19 protein-coding genes and 1 pseudogene are annotated in these 16,615 nt (G+C 50.1%); 15 read left to right on the top strand and 5 right to left on the bottom strand.

Going from position 1 to position 16,615, the window contains the following annotated elements:
- Nucleotides 1-42 precede the first annotated feature (42 nt).
- The 4 genes from DES54_RS07875 (at nucleotide 43) to mntP (ending at nucleotide 3,270) form a co-directional block, all read left to right on the top strand.
- The gene (locus tag DES54_RS07875) at nucleotides 43-840 is read left to right on the top strand and encodes a PTS mannose/fructose/sorbose transporter subunit IIC (RefSeq protein ID WP_113866195.1); all 798 of its coding nucleotides are present in this window, start codon (nucleotides 43-45) and stop codon (nucleotides 838-840) included.
- A gap of 14 nt (nucleotides 841-854) precedes the next feature.
- Nucleotides 855-1,697: a PTS mannose transporter subunit IID gene (locus tag DES54_RS07870; protein ID WP_113866193.1), complete on the top strand. Its 843-nt coding sequence runs from the start codon at nucleotides 855-857 to the stop codon at nucleotides 1,695-1,697.
- Nucleotides 1,698-1,810: 113 nt separating this feature from the next.
- Nucleotides 1,811-2,269: a DUF986 family protein gene (locus DES54_RS07865; protein ID WP_113866191.1), complete on the top strand. Its 459-nt coding sequence runs from the start codon at nucleotides 1,811-1,813 to the stop codon at nucleotides 2,267-2,269.
- 428 nt (nucleotides 2,270-2,697) lie between these two features.
- Complete coding sequence (gene mntP, locus DES54_RS07860; RefSeq protein WP_113866189.1) at nucleotides 2,698-3,270, top strand: manganese efflux pump MntP; 573 nt, start codon at nucleotides 2,698-2,700, stop codon at nucleotides 3,268-3,270.
- A gap of 74 nt (nucleotides 3,271-3,344) precedes the next feature.
- On the opposite strand, the gene rlmA is transcribed toward mntP, so the two are convergent.
- From rlmA to DES54_RS07845, 3 genes and pseudogenes are all read right to left on the bottom strand, one after another.
- Entirely contained in the window at nucleotides 3,345-4,175 is an 831-nt protein-coding gene (rlmA, locus tag DES54_RS07855) for a 23S rRNA (guanine(745)-N(1))-methyltransferase (protein ID WP_113866187.1), read from the bottom strand.
- Nucleotides 4,176-4,317: 142 nt separating this feature from the next.
- The gene (cspE, locus tag DES54_RS07850) at nucleotides 4,318-4,527 is read right to left on the bottom strand and encodes a transcription antiterminator/RNA stability regulator CspE (protein WP_005968829.1); all 210 of its coding nucleotides are present in this window, start codon (nucleotides 4,525-4,527) and stop codon (nucleotides 4,318-4,320) included.
- A 39-nt stretch (nucleotides 4,528-4,566) separates the two neighbouring features.
- A pseudogene (locus tag DES54_RS07845) lies at nucleotides 4,567-4,678 on the bottom strand (DUF2627 domain-containing protein).
- Nucleotides 4,679-5,410: 732 nt separating this feature from the next.
- On the opposite strand from DES54_RS07845, the gene DES54_RS07830 reads away from it, so the two are divergent.
- The 5 genes from DES54_RS07830 (at nucleotide 5,411) to DES54_RS07810 (ending at nucleotide 10,087) form a co-directional block, all read left to right on the top strand.
- Nucleotides 5,411-6,325 (top strand): metal ABC transporter substrate-binding protein, encoded by a 915-nt coding sequence (locus tag DES54_RS07830; protein ID WP_113866181.1) that lies wholly within the window; start codon nucleotides 5,411-5,413, stop codon nucleotides 6,323-6,325.
- Entirely contained in the window at nucleotides 6,322-7,212 is an 891-nt protein-coding gene (locus DES54_RS07825) for a manganese/iron ABC transporter ATP-binding protein (RefSeq protein WP_113866179.1), read from the top strand. The genes DES54_RS07830 and DES54_RS07825 overlap by 4 nt, the downstream gene beginning before the upstream one ends.
- Nucleotides 7,212-8,075 (top strand): metal ABC transporter permease, encoded by an 864-nt coding sequence (locus DES54_RS07820; RefSeq protein WP_113866177.1) that lies wholly within the window; start codon nucleotides 7,212-7,214, stop codon nucleotides 8,073-8,075. Before DES54_RS07825 ends, DES54_RS07820 begins: the two co-directional genes overlap by 1 nt.
- On the top strand, nucleotides 8,072-8,932 hold the full coding sequence (locus DES54_RS07815) for a metal ABC transporter permease (protein ID WP_113866175.1): 861 nt from the start codon (nucleotides 8,072-8,074) through the stop codon (nucleotides 8,930-8,932). The genes DES54_RS07820 and DES54_RS07815 overlap by 4 nt, the downstream gene beginning before the upstream one ends.
- Before the next feature lie 294 nt (nucleotides 8,933-9,226).
- Nucleotides 9,227-10,087 carry a fructosamine kinase family protein gene (locus DES54_RS07810; protein ID WP_113866173.1) on the top strand — a complete coding sequence of 287 codons (861 nt, stop codon included), beginning with the start codon at nucleotides 9,227-9,229 and terminating at the stop codon, nucleotides 10,085-10,087.
- Between the two features lie 5 nt (nucleotides 10,088-10,092).
- Here the strand turns inward: DES54_RS07810 and DES54_RS07805 are convergent, their stop codons facing one another.
- Complete coding sequence (locus DES54_RS07805; RefSeq protein WP_113866171.1) at nucleotides 10,093-10,641, bottom strand: YniB family protein; 549 nt, start codon at nucleotides 10,639-10,641, stop codon at nucleotides 10,093-10,095.
- 197 nt (nucleotides 10,642-10,838) lie between these two features.
- Here DES54_RS07805 and hxpB point away from each other — a divergent pair, with 197 nt between their 5' ends.
- Nucleotides 10,839-11,504: a hexitol phosphatase HxpB gene (hxpB, locus tag DES54_RS07800; protein ID WP_113866169.1), complete on the top strand. Its 666-nt coding sequence runs from the start codon at nucleotides 10,839-10,841 to the stop codon at nucleotides 11,502-11,504.
- 59 nt (nucleotides 11,505-11,563) lie between these two features.
- Here the strand turns inward: hxpB and DES54_RS07795 are convergent, their stop codons facing one another.
- Nucleotides 11,564-11,896 carry a cupin domain-containing protein gene (locus DES54_RS07795; RefSeq protein ID WP_113866167.1) on the bottom strand — a complete coding sequence of 111 codons (333 nt, stop codon included), beginning with the start codon at nucleotides 11,894-11,896 and terminating at the stop codon, nucleotides 11,564-11,566.
- Nucleotides 11,897-12,389: 493 nt separating this feature from the next.
- Here DES54_RS07795 and kduD point away from each other — a divergent pair, with 493 nt between their 5' ends.
- The 5 genes from kduD (at nucleotide 12,390) to DES54_RS07775 (ending at nucleotide 16,599) form a co-directional block, all read left to right on the top strand.
- Nucleotides 12,390-13,151: a 2-dehydro-3-deoxy-D-gluconate 5-dehydrogenase KduD gene (kduD, locus tag DES54_RS07790; RefSeq protein WP_113866165.1), complete on the top strand. Its 762-nt coding sequence runs from the start codon at nucleotides 12,390-12,392 to the stop codon at nucleotides 13,149-13,151.
- Between the two features lie 295 nt (nucleotides 13,152-13,446).
- Nucleotides 13,447-13,614, top strand: coding sequence for a hypothetical protein (locus DES54_RS18560; protein WP_169050451.1), 168 nt, complete (start codon nucleotides 13,447-13,449; stop codon nucleotides 13,612-13,614).
- A 55-nt stretch (nucleotides 13,615-13,669) separates the two neighbouring features.
- Nucleotides 13,670-14,560 carry a carbohydrate ABC transporter permease gene (locus DES54_RS07785; protein WP_113866163.1) on the top strand — a complete coding sequence of 297 codons (891 nt, stop codon included), beginning with the start codon at nucleotides 13,670-13,672 and terminating at the stop codon, nucleotides 14,558-14,560.
- Complete coding sequence (locus DES54_RS07780) at nucleotides 14,553-15,458, top strand: carbohydrate ABC transporter permease (RefSeq protein WP_113866161.1); 906 nt, start codon at nucleotides 14,553-14,555, stop codon at nucleotides 15,456-15,458. The genes DES54_RS07785 and DES54_RS07780 overlap by 8 nt, the downstream gene beginning before the upstream one ends.
- 13 nt (nucleotides 15,459-15,471) lie before the next feature.
- Complete coding sequence (locus tag DES54_RS07775; RefSeq protein ID WP_113866261.1) at nucleotides 15,472-16,599, top strand: ABC transporter ATP-binding protein; 1,128 nt, start codon at nucleotides 15,472-15,474, stop codon at nucleotides 16,597-16,599.
- The last annotated feature ends 16 nt before the right edge of the window (nucleotides 16,600-16,615 follow it).

The following is a 16,615-nucleotide window of genomic DNA, read 5'->3' as shown; positions in this document are numbered from 1 at the left end:
CGATTTACTTTACTCAGAAACGTTTTCCATAGGAGAAGTACAATGGAGATTTCCACACTTCAAATTGTGCTGATATTTATCGTTGCTTGTATCTCGGGGATGGGCTCTATTCTTGACGAGTTCCAATTCCATCGTCCATTGGTTGCCTGTACGCTCATCGGGGCCGTTCTGGGCGATTTAAAAACCGGGATTATTATCGGCGGCACGCTGGAAATGATCGCTCTCGGCTGGATGAACATCGGGGCGGCGGTTGCCCCCGATGCCGCGCTTGCGTCCATCATCTCGACCATTCTGGTTATTGCCGGTGGTCAGAGCGTGGGTGCGGGGATTGCGCTGGCCATTCCGCTGGCCGCCGCAGGACAGGTGCTGACCATTATTGTGCGCACCATCACCGTCGCTTTCCAGCATGCCGCCGACAGCGCGGCTGAACGGGGCAGTTTAAGCGCGATTAGTTGGCTTCATGTCTCCGCCCTGCTGCTTCAGGCAATGCGTATCGCAATTCCTGCCGTTATCGTTGCGATTTCCGTCGGCACGGACGCCGTTCATGCCATATTGAATTCCATACCGGAAGTGGTGACCGGCGGTCTGAATATCGCAGGCGGTATGATTGTCGTCGTCGGTTACGCCATGGTCATCAATATGATGCGCGCAGGCTACCTGATGCCGTTCTTCTATCTTGGCTTCGTGACTGCGGCATTCACCAACTTCAACCTGGTTGCATTGGGTGTGATTGGTATCGTGATGGCGGTGCTGTATATCCAACTGAGTCCGAAATACAACAAGTCTCAGGGGCAGCCAGTCGCCGCTGGCAGCAACGATCTCGACAATGAACTGGACTAAGGGGAGTGAGATAAATGGGTGATACAACTGAAGTCAAAAAACTCACTGCCAGCGATATTCGCGCGGTGTTTATGCGTTCTAATCTTTTCCAGGGTTCATGGAACTTTGAACGTATGCAGGCGCTGGGGTTCTGTTTTGCCATGGTGCCGGTAATTCGTCGTCTTTATCCTGAAAATTCGGAAGAGCGTAAACAGGCGATCAAACGCCATCTGGAATTTTTCAACACGCAGCCGTTTGTCGCCGCCCCGGTCCTTGGGGTAACGATGGCGATGGAAGAACAGCGCGCCAACGGCGCGCCGATCGATGACGGCGCCATCAACGGCCTTAAAGTCGGTTTGATGGGGCCGTTGGCAGGTGTTGGCGACCCGATATTCTGGGGTACGGCTCGTCCGGTGTTTGCCGCGCTGGGCGCTGGTATCGCCATGAGCGGAAGCTTGCTTGGCCCTTTATTGTTCTTCATTCTGTTTAATCTGGTGCGTCTGCTGGTTCGCTACTATGGCGTAGCTTATGGTTATCGCAAAGGTGTGGATATCGTTAACGATATGGGCGGCGGCTTCCTGCAAAAGATGACCGAGGGGGCATCCATTCTTGGGCTGTTTGTCATGGGCGCGTTGGTGAATAAATGGACCCATGTTAATATCCCGCTGGTGGTATCCAGAGTCACCAACCAGAATGGCGAAACCACGGTAACCACGGTTCAGTCGATTCTCGATCAGCTTATGCCGGGCCTGGTTCCGCTGCTGCTGACATTCGGCTGTATGTATCTGCTCAGGCGGAAAATCAACGCGCTGTGGCTCATCATGGGATTCTTCGCCATCGGTATCTTTGGTTATTGGATCGGACTGCTTGGCATGTAATCCGCCACCTTGTTGCCGGGGGGAGTCCTCCGGCAATATTCCTGTATTTCCCTTATTTTTCATGTTACAGGTCTTGGGTTTCCGCCCACGGATATTCGCCCATGGAGTTTCTCATGACGCTTACGGATATCGCTCTGACGATAGTGATCGGGTTGACACTGCTTTATGCCATCTATGATGAATTCATCATGGACAGATTAAAAGGCGAAACACAGCTACGCGTGATGCTCAAACGCGTCAATCGTCTGGATGCCCTTATTTTTATTGGTTTGGTGGGAATTCTTATTTATCAGAATATTGTCAATAACGGTACGGTAATTACCACTTCTCTTTTGCTTTTTTTAGCATTCATGGCGCTGTATCTTGCCTATATTCGGCATCCAAAATTATTGTTTAAATCAACCGGATTCTTTTATGCCAATATATTTATTTCTTATAACCGTATTCAAAGCATCAATTTATCCGAGGACGGCGTTCTGGTTATTGCCCTTGAACGGCGTCAATTACTTATAAAGGTTAATCAAATTGATGATCTGGAGAAGATTTATAAATTTATGATTGAAAATCAATAATATAAATATTACACAAAGGAAACTTAAATTATTATTAAAATATTCGCAACGTATTGGCGTTCTTTTAACCGTACGAAATCAGATGTTATTTTATATGATCACAACTAACTTTTGTTTAAATGAAAATGATTATCAATTGCATTGATAAACCCTAAAACTTTTATTGTTGTTTAGTCTATAAATAATATGTTAAGGTTGCGCCGTCATTGGGGAGTAGCTGATTTCTGACGATAGTTAGAAATGCTCGTATCAACATACTCGTTTTATCCTTTCGCGGGATAGGTTTTGCAATATGGTTTTTCGCGGAAAGATTTAAACGTGGTGCGGGCGGCCAAAGGGCAAGCGAGACCATAGACACGAGGGGATCATCATCTGGTTGGGGATGATCTACGTGGATATGGACAAGCATACAGTCGAGGCTATTTAACATGAACCTTTCAGCAACCCTCATTCTTGCTTTTGGTATGTCGATGGATGCGTTTGCCGCGTCTATCGGTAAAGGCGCGGTTCTGCACAAACCCCGTTTTCGGGACGCCATTCGTACCGGCTTTATCTTCGGGATCATTGAAGCCATCACACCGCTGATGGGCTGGGCTCTGGGCTTTTTTGCCAGCCAGTACATTATCGAATGGGATCATTGGGTGGCATTCATCCTGCTGGTGATTCTTGGCGTGCGCATGATTACCGAAGGTATCAAGGGAACCGATCCCTGCCACTGTGAAAAAATCGGAAAACATAGTCTGGCGCTACTCATTTGCACCGCCTTCGCCACCAGCCTTGATGCGATGGCGATCGGTGCTGGACTGGCTTTCTTACAGGTCAATATCTTCCATACGGCTATGGTTATTGGTATGGCGACCATGATTATGGTGACGTTAGGTATGCTGATTGGGCGTTATATCGGCCCACTGCTCGGCAAAAAGGCTGAGATTATCGGCGGCGTGATATTGATTGGTATCGGTTGCAACATCCTGTACGAACATATCGGCAACGTCGCCTGACTTTATCCGCATTCCCTGAAAAATGGGCGGATTTATCGTCATCTCGCCCATTCTTACGCTTTTTCAACTTACTTTTATCGAGCGTCCAGCGGTTCAATGCGCTGATGCAATCGGATAATAAAGTCTGTTTCACAAGCAAATTGCGGCGCAGCCTGTATGCGCTGACTGACTTCCGGCGTCGCACGCCAGGCGAATGGCGTCATTTGCAACAATGCCGCCGCCTCCGGTCCTGACAACTGCATCGAATACGCCAATGTTTGTTGTTCAACCAACTCAAACCCGTCCAGCGCCTCATCCCTGACTGGATGCGGCAGTGCCTGATCGTAGACCTCAGCCTTGATCTGATAAAGGTGACGAGGCCCGGGCGATATGGTCATCAACCAGCCGCCGCGCTTCACCGTGCGCCGTAATTCAGTATCGTTACACGGAGCATAAATTTTTAATATGGCGTCAAAAGAGTGATCGTTAAATGGCAGACGCTGGCTTGACGCCACACAGAAATCAACATTCTGGTAACGCTTCGCCGCCCGCTGGATTGCGGCTTTTGAAACATCCAGCCCATAGACTGTCATTTCTCGGTGTTGTTGCAAACGCGCCGCCAGCGCCGTCGTGTAATACCCTTCCCCGCAGCCAATATCGAGTAACGCGCTCGCTTGAGGCGTCAGAATTTCATCCAAGCGTTGCGTGACACGTTCCCGCAGTGGCTGATAGTGGCCGGCATCCAAAAACTTTCGGCGCGCTTGCATCATCTCGGCGCTATCGCCTGGTTGTTTTGAGCGCTTGAATTGCACCGGCAACAGGTTCACATAGCCCTCTTTGGCACAATCAAAACTATGACGGCCACACGACCATTGCTGACTCATCCGTTGCAAGGGCTGTTGGCATAGCGGGCATTGATAAGACATCAGACCCCTTCCCCGCAAAAAAACGTTTTTATACCGCATAATACCGGTTGATAAGACGTTATATGACAAAAATGTGTTGATTGATAAATCTCAGGCAACAAAAAACCCGCATCGTGGCGGGTTTTGCAATAGAAGCGATAAATTACAGTGCAGTAACGTTTACTGCTGATGGACCTTTCTGACCATCTTGAATTTCGAATTCTACGTTCTGGCCTTCAGCCAGAGTTTTGAAGCCGTTGCCTTGAATTGCGGAGAAGTGCACAAATACGTCTTTGCTGCCGTCAGCCGGAGTAATGAAACCGAAGCCTTTAGACTCGTTGAACCACTTTACCTGACCTTTAATCTTTGCCATTTCAAATATTTCCTTTAATTGTTTAAACCGCCAGAGGCGTTATACAGACAAACCAAAGTCGTTACTGCTTGAGGCACTAAGATAAGGATCGGCAGAGAAGTGCAACGCTAACGTTTGTACTAAACTCTTCTTTACTAAAAATGCCATTCATATACAGAACTGTACCTCGTTTTACCCAGAAGTGTTATTACACACTCTGTAATCAATGGCAAGCCATTTTTTATCAGTCATGGACATGCCGCACAGATTAGCGTCATCAATGCTTCAGTAATAAGCGATTTCGGGTGAAATGAGGCTGGATAGCGCTTTATCCAATGAGCGCTACCAACAGTTCCTTGATACAAGGAAGTACAATGGTCTACGTCCTCCCACAACAGCTATCTACATCGTGGGCGTGCTACTCAATCTGTAACATAACAACGAATAATACGGTCGCCAGTATCAGTAAAATTATACTTGCCAGTTTCCAGCGTCTTTCTGATTTCGTGTTCATGTTGTTTACATACCTTCTCGGTAAAAATTTATACCCAATTCTTATAGCCTATAATTTATCGGCAGGTGGCGGCATTTTTTTAATTTATCTCCCGGTTTTTTCCTTCATGCCCGCCCACCGGTTGTTCATCACATAATCAAAAAAAGACTGATTTACTCGTTACCGTTAGACTTACGTTGCAACACTAGTTACGATTTATTAAATTAGATCAATATTTTTGTTACCAAAGGAGCATTATGGGTTTCTCGCTCATATGCACAGATGTACAGGTAGCCATCACTGGTGTCGACGGGCACGCCATCACCTCCCTCAGCCTTTCTTTGTTTCTTGACTTAAATGATATTGATAATTATTCTCATGTAAATTATATGCGCTTTGTAAGGATAATGCATGACCGCTTTCCAGATTAACTTTTCTCCTCTCTTACGACGTATTGTTTTGCCATGCGCTTTATTTTTACTAGCCAGCGGTTACGCGCAGGCGGCGGAAAAACTTAAGGTCGTCACCACTTTCACCATTATTCAGGATATCGCGCAAAACATTGCCGGGGATGCTGCGACGGTAGAGTCGATCACCAAACCGGGGGCGGAAATTCATGACTATCAACCCACGCCGCGCGATATCGTCAAAGCGCAGTCCGCCCAGTTGATACTGTGGAATGGTATGAATCTGGAGCGCTGGTTTGAGCGTTTTTTTGAAAATGTCAAAGATGTGCCCGCAGTGGTAGTGACCGAAGGGATCACGCCGCAACCCATCCGCGAAGGCGCCTACAATGGCAACCCGAACCCTCACGCCTGGATGTCGCCGTCCAATGCGCTAATCTATATTGAGAACATTCGCGCGGGATTGGTGAAATACGATCCGGCCAACGCCGAAACCTATAACCGCAATGCCAAAGCCTATGCGGAAAAAGTCAAAGCGATCGATGCCCCGCTGCGTGAGCGCCTCTCACGCATTCCCGCCCAGCAACGCTGGCTTGTCACCAGTGAAGGCGCATTCAGTTATCTGACCAAAGATTATCAATTCAATGAAGCGTACTTGTGGCCAATCAACGCGGATGAACAAGGCTCGCCGCAACAGGTGCGCCGCGTGATAGATACTGTGCGCGAAAAGAACATCCCGGTGGTATTCAGTGAAAGCACGATTTCGGACAAACCGGCAAAGCAAGTGAGTAAAGAAACCGGAGCCAAGTATGGCGGCGTGCTCTATGTTGATTCGCTGTCAAATGCAAAAGGCCCGGTTCCTACCTATATTGATTTACTGAACGTCACGGTGGAAACCATCGCCAAAGGATTTAATCAATGAGCAGCGATCTCGCAACACAGTCATTAGATGTCAATGATGTTTCCGTCACTTACAGCAACGGGCATCAGGCTATCCGCCGCGCCTCCTTTTCGCTGAAAGGCGGGACGATTTGTGCGCTGGTCGGGGTAAACGGCAGCGGAAAATCAACACTATTCAAAAGCATCATGGGGCTGGTCAAACCCACCTCCGGGCAAGTGCTGCTTAATAAACAGCCTATTTTTCAGGCTCTAAAGCAAAATCTGGTTGCCTATGTCCCGCAGACGGAAGACGTAGACTGGAACTTTCCGGTGCTGGTTTCCGATGTGGTGATGATGGGACGTTATGGAAAAATGAATTTTCTGCGCATGCCCAGTCAGCAGGATCGCGACATTGTTGCCGAATCCCTGGAGCGCGTGGGGCTTTCCGCTTTGCGGCAGCGTCAAATAGGCGAGCTATCCGGCGGCCAGAAAAAACGCGTCTTCCTGGCCCGTGCGCTGGCGCAGCAAGGCAGCGTGTTGTTGCTGGATGAACCTTTTACCGGCGTCGATGTTAAAACCGAAAACGCCATTATCGACCTGTTGCGCTCACTGCGCAATGAAGGACACCTGATCCTGGTGGCGACTCACAATCTCGGTAGCGTGCCTGAGTTCTGCGATAATGTTATTCTGGTCAACCGTACTGTGCTGGCGGCTGGCCCCACCCACAGTACGTTCACCCAAAGCAATCTGGAAAAAACCTTTGGCGGAGTATTGCGCCACATTAATCTCGGCGGTCCTAATCTCCACGACGATGATGATGTTCGTTCCGTTACCGTCCTGACGGATGATGAACGTCCGGCGGTATTTTATGGTTCAACCAAGAGCGATCCTCCCGCGCTGTTCACCCCCCCGGAGGAGGAGAAAGACTGATGGTCGATATTCTATTGCAACCCTTTGCCTATAACTACATGGTCAAAGCGATCTGGGTCAGCGCGATTGTCGGCGGCGTCTGCGCATTTCTGTCCGCCTACCTGATGCTGAAGGGTTGGTCATTGATGGGCGATGCGTTGTCGCACTCGGTGGTGCCTGGCGTCGCAGGGGCTTATGCGCTCGGTTTTCCGTATGCCGCAGGCGCGTTTTTCACCGGCATGTTGGCTGCGTTAGCGATGACGTTGATCCGGCATATTACCCGGCTGCGTGAAGACGCGATTATCGGCTTTATTTTTTCCACCTTCTTCGCGGTCGGTCTGTTGATTATTTCACTTAATCCGACCTCTATTAATGTTCAGTCGATTATCTTCGGTAATATTCTGGGTATCGACGATGCGGATATGCTTCAGGTGGAAATCATCATCGGCATCACTTTCGTCATTCTGTGTTTGCTGTGGAAAGACCTGCTGGCGGTGTTCTTTGATGAAAACCACGCGCGCTCGATCGGTCTTTCGCCACTGAAGCTGAAAATCCTTTTCTTCACCTTGCTCAGCGCCTGTACTGTTGCCGCACTGCAAACCGTAGGTGCCATTCTGGTCATCGCGATGGTGATCACGCCCGGCGCTACAGCCTATCTTCTCACTGACCGTTTTGAGCGTTTGGTGCTGATTGCCATTGCGTTGGGTTCAATCACCAGTTCAGTGGGCGCCTATCTGAGCTTTTTCCTGGATGGCGCCACAGGCGGCGTTATCGTCACCTTGCAAACCGTGGTCTTCCTGCTGGCGTTTTTATTCGCCCCCAAACACGGTTTGCTGGCATCCCGCCGCGCCCGGCAACACGACCAAACGGGAGATGCGCTATGAGCATGCTGATTAGTTGGTTTACCGAACCGCTTGCCTACCCGTTTATGCAACGAGCGATCATCGCCGCCGTCATCACCGGAACCGTATGCGCCGTGCTGTCATGCTTTCTGGTGCTGAAAGGCTGGTCACTGATGGGCGATGCGATTTCGCATGCCGTGCTGCCCGGTATCGTCGTGGCATTTCTGTTGGGGATACCGCTGGTGATCGGGGCCTTTGTTTCCGGTATCTTCTGCGCCATCGCCACCGGTTACGTCAAAGAGCATAGCCGGGTAAAAGAAGATACGGTCATGGGGATTATCTTTTCCGGCATGTTTGCGCTGGGGCTGGTGATGTTTGCCCGTGTCGATACCGACCAGCACCTCAACCATATTCTGTTTGGCAACGTGCTGGGGATCACCCGTCAGGAACTGACGCAAATCGTGTTGATTGCGGGTATTACCTTGTCGGTCATCCTGCTCAAGCGACGTGATTTCATGCTCTACTGTTTCGATCCCAGCCATGCGCGGGTAATAGGTCTGCCGGTGAAGCTGCTGCACTATGGCCTGCTCTGCCTGTTGGCGTTGACGATCGTGGCTTCATTGCAGACGGTCGGGGTGATTTTGGTCATCGCGTTGCTGATAGCGCCGGGTATCGTCGCGTTTATGGTATGCAAGCAATTTGACCGCATGCTGATTGTGGCGACGGCTGTCTCAGTGTTCTCCTGTGTCACCGGAACGTTAATCAGCTTCCACATTGATGGCGCCACCGGCCCTTGCATTGTGCTGGTACAGGCATCGTTTTTTGTACTGGCTCTGATTTATCACCAGTGGAAACTGCGTAAAACCGCCGCGTTGACAGCCCCGGCGAAAACCGCATGACGGCGGATACGCCTTCTACCCTCCCCATCATAACGTAAACTCAGGGATGGCCAGCCCATCCCTGATACACCATTTTCATGTACCGATTGCGCACGATAGGCAAACTGCGTTATTTTTCAACTGCGTCTATACTCTTCTGCTGAGCGCGTTCACCACCATCGTCATCACTGTGTTACAAGTCCGGTTTTTATTGTGCTTAATGCGTTACCGTGGTAATCGTCATCGGCTTGGCTGGCAGGTCGCGGCGGCGAGAAGAATCAGGATATCTGGCAATATCAACGAGAGGATGACCTTATGTGGCAAGCAATCAGCCGACTTTTGGAAGAACACCTCGGCGCAGCTGATATCCAGGCGCGTCATGAATTGTCAGGTGGCGAAATTCACGCCACATGGTATGTCCAATACGGTGAGCACGAGGTGTTTGTAAAATGCGACACCCGCGAAATGCTGTCCAAATTCACCGCCGAAGCCGATCAGATCACCTTACTGGCGCGCAGTAACACGGTTAATGTGCCCGCCGTCTACGGTGTCGGCAGTTCCCGCGATAATAGCTTCCTGCTGTTGGAATATCTGCCGGTAAAACCGTTGGATGCCCACAGCGCCTGGTGCCTTGGCGAACAGTTGGCGCACCTGCACCAATGGAGCGACCAACCGCAATTCGGGCTGGATTTCGATAACGATCTGTCGACGACACCACAACCGAATTGCTGGCAACGCCGCTGGTCGATCTTCTTTGCTGAACAACGGATTGGCTGGCAGCTTCAGTTAGCCGCCGAAAAAGGGATGCATTTTGGTCATATCGAAACCCTGATTACGCGAGCAGAGGAAAGACTGGCGGGCCACCAGCCTCAGCCTTCCCTGCTGCATGGCGATCTGTGGCCCAATAACTGCGCGAATAGTCACAACGGCGCTTATTTGTTTGATCCAGCGTGTTACTGGGGAGATCGCGAGTGCGATCTGGCGATGTTGCCGCTCTACCCCGAATTGCCGCCGCAAATCTATGACGGCTATCAGAGCGTATGGGCGTTGGATAAAGGCTTTATCGAACGCCAGCCGGTCTATCAGATATACTATCTGCTCAACCGCGCCAACCTGTTCGGCGGGAAAAATATCCTGGCGGCGCAGCAGGCGATTGAACAACAACTTAACGTATGATTGCGTTACAACGGCATGCCCATTAAACGCAAAATCAGATATCCCGCGCCCACCAGAATCAACGGCAGGATATAAAGCGGGAAAAACTGCACAAAAATGGTATGGCGAGGAACCACGACACGCGCTTCAAGCCCTTCACGCGTGCTGTTGTCGTTGCCTTTTACTTTCTCCAGAATCAACTGATCTTCAATCCCCTCGCGGATGGCTTTCACCTGCCGGGACATCCGTGCGCCCGATACCTGCAACGCCAGACCGATGAAAATCAGAAAGTAAATCAGCCAGAACATCAGGCTTGAAGTTATAAAAAAGCGAGAAAAATCAGGCACCGGCGAGTTATACCAGAAAATATTGAGAAATGGCGTGTTGAAACGAATCATTTCAATCATCAGGTTCAGAAAATCCAGCAGAACCGCATCAATCCCCTGTTTTTTTTGTGCATAAATGTATAAATAATTGGCCAGCGAAACGAGTGTAGACAGCAGAGCTGGAATAAAAATTATCCATCCCGCGATACGTTTAACCACGGCAATAAGGCCAGCCTGTTGATACGTCATGAGTTCCCCTTTTGAGCGACGCAGTATCGTTAATATCAAACAGTGTATACTGTAAAAATCCCGATAGCAGCCTACTTTAAGTTCATTATCAGTCAATGTTTTGTCGCTCATCACACGTTACAAACCATGATTTAGCATATAGTTAACCTGTATTATCATCGATTTCCGACTTTTCTACCTTGAGGGACTGGGCTGGTATGACTGCTAATACTGTTATTCGCGCCGCCATTTTTGATATGGATGGATTGCTGATTGATTCCGAGCCCTTGTGGGACATAGCCGAACTTGAAGTCATCGCCTCGTTGGGCATTGATACCTCACTGCGTAAGTCCATGACCGATACCCTGGGATTACGTATCGATATGGTGGTTGATCTCTGGTATCGCATTGCTCCCTGGAAAACTTCCGATAAAAAGGTGGTCGTGAACCGTATTATTGAGCGCGCAATCACCCTGATTGACGAGCGTCGTCCATTATTGCCCGGCGTTGAACACGCGCTGCAATGTTGCCGCCGGCAAAATCTCAAAATCGGTCTGGCGTCGGCATCACCGTCGCGCTTGTTGCAACAGGTTTTACGCATGTTCCAGCTTGAAAGCTATTTCGACGTGGTGGTTTCCGCGGAAAAACTGCCGTATAGCAAACCCCATCCTGAGGTCTATTTGCAGGCGGCGGAGGGATTAGGGATTGCGCCGTTACAATGCGTTGCGTTGGAGGATTCGATAAACGGCATGATTGCCACCAAAGCGGCGCGCATGCGATCCATTGTGGTGCCGGCGTCGTCGTTCAGCCAGGATCCACGTTGGGTGCTGGCCGATCATCAACTCAGTTCGTTGCAGCAGTTGGACACCACACACATTACCTAAAACGCGTGCAGGACAAAACTATTGGCCGGAAGGTACCTACCGGCCAGTAATTGAAGTAATTACAGGAAATCCGCCCGTTTGGGAGAAAACGTGTCAATTAACGCGCTGCCGTCTTCCAATGCCACCACACCGTGCATCTCATTTTTAACGGCCATATACGCATCACCGGTTTTCAGGATGCGCTTTTCCCCTTCAATTACCACTTCAAAGCTGCCAGCCGCGACATAAGCGATCTGATCGTGGATATCATGCTTATGCGGCGTACCAATTGCTCCTTTATCGAAATGCACGCAGACCATCATCAGTTCATCACTCCAGGTGATGATTTTGCGTTTAATGCCGCCGCCCAGTTCTTCCCAGGGCGTTTCATCGTCAATAAAATACCGTCTCATCATTTCTCCTTTTCAGTTTCTCAGTCTCATCCACCTGACCTACCAGAGTGAGTGCGCTACTGTAGATGCAGACATTCTAGTTACATCCGCGGTAGATGAAATACAAAATAAGCAAAATCATGACGCTCCTCAATAAATAAATAAAACATTATTTCATTTTTATTGAATTCACATCCCAACCAAACTATCATCACCAAATGACCAGAAAGAACCGGGCAATTAAGGTTTAGGTGACGTTGTCACTACCACGCGACGGACACATGTTCCGCCCGGTACTTTCACCGCGTGGGTCGATCTATTCAGGTGTGGGCTCCAGACGCTGCACCTTTATCTGGGGCATGGTTGGCTAGAAATGGTTGGCGAGAATCAGGTTTTCGGTGATATGGATTACGTTAAGGTTAGCAAGTGAAGTTAATCGCTTTCTACCACAATGACCGGTGTTCCCTACAATAACAGCTAACGACTTATTGTCGCTTTTGGAGAGAGTAAATCCATGATTTTAAATTCCTTCGATTTACAGGGCCGCGTTGCACTTATCACAGGTTGTGATACGGGGTTAGGTCAGGGTATGGCTATCGGCCTGGCGCAGGCTGGTTGCCATATTGTCGGCGTCAACATCGTTGAACCCAAGGAGACTATCGAGAAAGTCACCACGTTGGGACGTCGTTTTCTCAGCCTGACCGCCGACATGAGCAACATCTCCGGTCACGCCGCGTTGGTGGAAAAAGCGGTGAGCGAATTCAGCAAAGTCGACATTCTGGTTAACAACGCCGGTATCATACGCCGTGAAGATGCCATCGAATTCAGCGAAAAGAACTGGGACGATGTGATGAATCTGAACATCAAGAGCGTGTTCTTCATGTCTCAGGCTGTAGCACGTCAGTTCATCAAACAAGGTCACGGCGGTAAAATCATCAATATCGCCTCCATGTTGTCTTTCCAGGGCGGTATTCGCGTGCCTTCTTACACCGCGTCAAAAAGCGCCGTGATGGGAGTGACCCGCCTGCTGGCGAACGAATGGGCGAAACACAACATAAACGTTAACGCGCTCGCCCCCGGCTATATGGCCACCAACAATACCCAGCAGTTACGCGCCGACGAAGACCGCAGCAAAGAAATTCTGGATCGCATCCCGGCAGGCCGTTGGGGTTTGCCGCATGATCTAATGGGTCCCGCCGTGTTCCTGGCTTCCAGCGCGTCCGATTACATCAACGGCTACACCATTGCTGTGGATGGCGGCTGGCTGGCTCGCTAATCGTTTATTTAATCCGCGGTACAATTTTTTCATATGCTGCATTTTTCACACACCGCATGATAAAAGGCACAATTCCGGTTGTGCTTTTTTTTCATTTTCAATTGGTTATTTCCTCCCCCCCCTTATTTTTCCTCATCAAAATCTCGCCTTAAAAAAAATTAAAACAACGTTCCGACTTTGATCACACTTTCGCTATTGCGTACATGACGACAAGGTTAATAGCGCCATATAATCATTCAAAACAGCGTTTCTATTTATAAGGAACTGGTTACGCAGTTCCATAAGAAGGTACTCCATGAGTATTTTTGCAAGCTTCTACACCAGTCAGAAAACGCAGCTTGATCAGTGGATTAATATGCTGTGCCGGCATATCGCAACCGTTCATAAAGTGGCGCATAGCCGTACCACTCCAATACCTTTAATGGCTGATGGGTTTGATGTACTACCCGGAAAAAACGCTTAACTTCCTGCTTTGATTTTATTTTTGATATTTCACAATGACTAAATAGGTAAGCATTATGAATGAAAACAGAATGCTGGGGTTAGCCTATATCTCCCCCTATATTATAGGGCTGATAGTGTTTACCGCTTTCCCCTTTGTTTCATCATTTTTTCTCAGTTTTACCGAGTATGATTTGATGAGTCCGCCTGAATTCACCGGGATGGAAAATTACCAGCGCATGTTCATGGAGGATGACCTTTACTGGAAATCCATGGGCGTGACTTTCGCCTATGTTTTCCTCACCATTCCGCTGAAATTGATATTCGCTCTGTTGATTGCTTTCGTCCTCAATTTCAAACTGCGCGGCATCGGTTTCTTCCGCACCGCTTACTATGTGCCTTCCATTCTCGGCAGCAGCGTCGCCATCGCCGTGCTATGGCGCGCCATGTTCGCCATCGACGGACTGTTGAACAGCTTTCTGGCCGTTTTCGGCCTGGATGCCGTCAACTGGCTGGGCGAACCCTCGCTGGCCCTGATGTCCGTTACCCTGCTACGCGTTTGGCAGTTTGGCTCCGCCATGGTTATCTTCCTCGCTGCCTTGCAGAACGTGCCGCAATCACAATATGAAGCCGCCATGATCGACGGCGCTTCAAAATGGCAGATGTTCCTCAAGGTGACGGTCCCGCTGATTACTCCGGTCATCTTCTTCAACTTTATTATGCAGACCACTCAGGCGTTCCAGGAGTTCACCGCCCCTTACGTCATCACCGGCGGCGGCCCGACCCATTACACCTACCTGTTCTCTCTCTATATCTACGATACCGCCTTCAAATATTTCGATATGGGCTATGGCGCGGCGCTGGCGTGGGTGCTGTTCCTGGTGGTGGCCGTATTCGCCTCGGTCGCGTTCAAATCATCCAAATACTGGGTGTTCTACTCCGCGGATAAAGGAGGAAAAAATGGCTGACATGCATTCCAATATGACCCTGGCCCAGGCAATTGCCGCACGGGAAGTACACCGCACACTGCGTAAAGAGAAAACCAGCGCCGCCATCCGTTATGTCATTTTACTGTTCGTCGGGCTGCTGATGCTCTATCCGCTGGCCTGGATGTTCTCGGCTTCCTTCAAGCCGAACCATGAAATCTTTACCACTCTGGGGCTGTGGCCTGAGCACGCCACCTGGGACGGTTTCGTCAACGGCTGGAAAACCGGCACCGAATACAACTTCGGTCACTACATGATCAACACCTTCAAGTACGTGATCCCGAAAGTGCTGCTGACAATTATCTCATCCACCATCGTCGCTTACGGCTTCGCACGCTTCGATATTCCTTGGAAGAATTTCTGGTTCGCCACCCTTATCGCCACCCTGCTGCTGCCCAGCACCGTGCTGCTGATCCCGCAGTACATCATGTTCCGCGAAATGGGCATGCTGAACAGTTACCTGCCGCTCTACCTGCCGCTGGCGTTCGCCACCCAGGGGTTCTTCGTATTCATGCTAATCCAGTTCCTGCGCGGCGTACCGCGGGATATGGAAGAGGCGGCCCAGATCGACGGCTGCAACTCCTTCCAGGTGCTGTGGTATGTGGTGGTGCCGATCCTGAAACCGGCCATTATCTCGGTGGCATTGTTCCAGTTCATGTGGTCGATGAACGACTTTATCGGGCCGCTGATCTACGTCTACAGCGTGGACAAATACCCGATTGCGCTGGCGCTGAAAATGTCCATCGACGTGACAGAAGGCGCACCGTGGAATGAAATCCTGGCGATGTCCAGCATTTCGATTCTGCCCTCCATCATTGTTTTCTTCCTGGCACAGCGTTACTTCGTTCAAGGCGTGACCAGCAGTGGCATTAAAGGTTAATTGGGGATTTATCATGGCTGAAGTCATTTTCAACAAGCTGGAAAAAGTCTATTCCAACGGTTTCAAAGCAGTGCACGGCATCGACCTGACCATCAAAGACGGGGAATTCATGGTGATTGTCGGGCCGTCAGGCTGTGCGAAATCCACCACGCTGCGGATGCTGGCCGGGCTGGAAACCATCAGCGGCGGCGAAGTCCGTATCGGCGAGCGCGTGGTGAATAATCTGGCGCCCAAAGAGCGCGGGATTGCCATGGTGTTCCAGAACTACGCGCTCTACCCGCACATGACGGTTAAGGAGAACCTTGCCTTCGGCCTGAAGCTCAGCAAAATGCCCAAAGAGCGGATTGAAGAGCAGGTTACCGAGGCCGCCAAAATTCTGGAACTGGAAGAACTGATGGACCGCCTGCCCCGCCAGCTTTCCGGCGGCCAGGCCCAGCGTGTCGCGGTAGGCCGCGCCATCGTGAAAAAACCTGACGTCTTCCTGTTTGACGAGCCGCTGTCCAACCTGGACGCTAAGCTGCGCGCCTCCATGCGTATCCGTATTTCCGACCTGCACAAGCAACTGAAAAAAAGCGGCAAGGCCGCCACGACCGTGTACGTCACCCACGACCAGACCGAAGCCATGACCATGGGCGACCGCATCTGCGTCATGAAGCTGGGCCATATCATGCAGGTGGATACGCCGGACAACCTGTACCACTACCCCGTCAACATGTTCGTCGCCGGTTTTATCGGCTCGCCGGAAATGAACATCAAGCCAAGCAAGCTGGTGGAGAATGACGGCCGAATTGGTCTGACGGTCGGTCACTACACGCTGGTGCTGAACCGCGAACAGCAGGACAAAGTCCGCGCTTACGCCGATCAGGATGTGTTCTTCGGTATCCGGCCTGAGTACGTCACCGTGTCCGAAACCCCGTTTGAGGCGAACCACTCTCAGGGAGAACTGGTGCGCGTAGAGAACATGGGTCATGAATTCTTTATGTATATCAAGGTTGACGGCTTTGAATTAACCAGCCGTGTCGCTTCCGATGAAGCACGGTCGATTATCAGCAATGGCCTGCATCGTCAGGTCTTCTTCCAGTTCGATATGGAAAAGTGCCATATCTTTGATGCAAAAACAGAAAAAAATATCTCTCTTTAACAGGAGTAGTAACCCG

Source organism: Brenneria salicis ATCC 15712 = DSM 30166, from assembly GCF_003315515.1.
GTDB classification, from domain to species: domain Bacteria; phylum Pseudomonadota; class Gammaproteobacteria; order Enterobacterales; family Enterobacteriaceae; genus Brenneria; species Brenneria salicis.
The sequence above is the reverse complement of the archived record's forward strand: the minus strand, read 5'-3'. Positions and strand labels throughout refer to the sequence as shown.

What these genes read in the sequence shown, in the direction of transcription:
- DES54_RS07875 (WP_113866195.1), top strand. Translation starts at nt 43, where the DNA reads ATGGAGATTTCCACACTTCAAATTGTGCTGATATTTATCGTTGCTTGT.
- DES54_RS07870 (WP_113866193.1), top strand. Translation starts at nt 855, where the DNA reads ATGGGTGATACAACTGAAGTCAAAAAACTCACTGCCAGCGATATTCGC.
- DES54_RS07865 (WP_113866191.1), top strand. Translation starts at nt 1,811, where the DNA reads ATGACGCTTACGGATATCGCTCTGACGATAGTGATCGGGTTGACACTG.
- mntP (WP_113866189.1), top strand. Translation starts at nt 2,698, where the DNA reads ATGAACCTTTCAGCAACCCTCATTCTTGCTTTTGGTATGTCGATGGAT.
- rlmA (WP_113866187.1), bottom strand. Translation starts at nt 4,175, where the DNA reads ATGTCTTATCAATGCCCGCTATGCCAACAGCCCTTGCAACGGATGAGT.
- cspE (WP_005968829.1), bottom strand. Translation starts at nt 4,527, where the DNA reads ATGGCAAAGATTAAAGGTCAGGTAAAGTGGTTCAACGAGTCTAAAGGC.
- DES54_RS07830 (WP_113866181.1), top strand. Translation starts at nt 5,411, where the DNA reads ATGACCGCTTTCCAGATTAACTTTTCTCCTCTCTTACGACGTATTGTT.
- DES54_RS07825 (WP_113866179.1), top strand. Translation starts at nt 6,322, where the DNA reads ATGAGCAGCGATCTCGCAACACAGTCATTAGATGTCAATGATGTTTCC.
- DES54_RS07820 (WP_113866177.1), top strand. Translation starts at nt 7,212, where the DNA reads ATGGTCGATATTCTATTGCAACCCTTTGCCTATAACTACATGGTCAAA.
- DES54_RS07815 (WP_113866175.1), top strand. Translation starts at nt 8,072, where the DNA reads ATGAGCATGCTGATTAGTTGGTTTACCGAACCGCTTGCCTACCCGTTT.
- DES54_RS07810 (WP_113866173.1), top strand. Translation starts at nt 9,227, where the DNA reads ATGTGGCAAGCAATCAGCCGACTTTTGGAAGAACACCTCGGCGCAGCT.
- DES54_RS07805 (WP_113866171.1), bottom strand. Translation starts at nt 10,641, where the DNA reads ATGACGTATCAACAGGCTGGCCTTATTGCCGTGGTTAAACGTATCGCG.
- hxpB (WP_113866169.1), top strand. Translation starts at nt 10,839, where the DNA reads ATGACTGCTAATACTGTTATTCGCGCCGCCATTTTTGATATGGATGGA.
- DES54_RS07795 (WP_113866167.1), bottom strand. Translation starts at nt 11,896, where the DNA reads ATGAGACGGTATTTTATTGACGATGAAACGCCCTGGGAAGAACTGGGC.
- kduD (WP_113866165.1), top strand. Translation starts at nt 12,390, where the DNA reads ATGATTTTAAATTCCTTCGATTTACAGGGCCGCGTTGCACTTATCACA.
- DES54_RS18560 (WP_169050451.1), top strand. Translation starts at nt 13,447, where the DNA reads ATGAGTATTTTTGCAAGCTTCTACACCAGTCAGAAAACGCAGCTTGAT.
- DES54_RS07785 (WP_113866163.1), top strand. Translation starts at nt 13,670, where the DNA reads ATGAATGAAAACAGAATGCTGGGGTTAGCCTATATCTCCCCCTATATT.
- DES54_RS07780 (WP_113866161.1), top strand. Translation starts at nt 14,553, where the DNA reads ATGGCTGACATGCATTCCAATATGACCCTGGCCCAGGCAATTGCCGCA.
- DES54_RS07775 (WP_113866261.1), top strand. Translation starts at nt 15,472, where the DNA reads ATGGCTGAAGTCATTTTCAACAAGCTGGAAAAAGTCTATTCCAACGGT.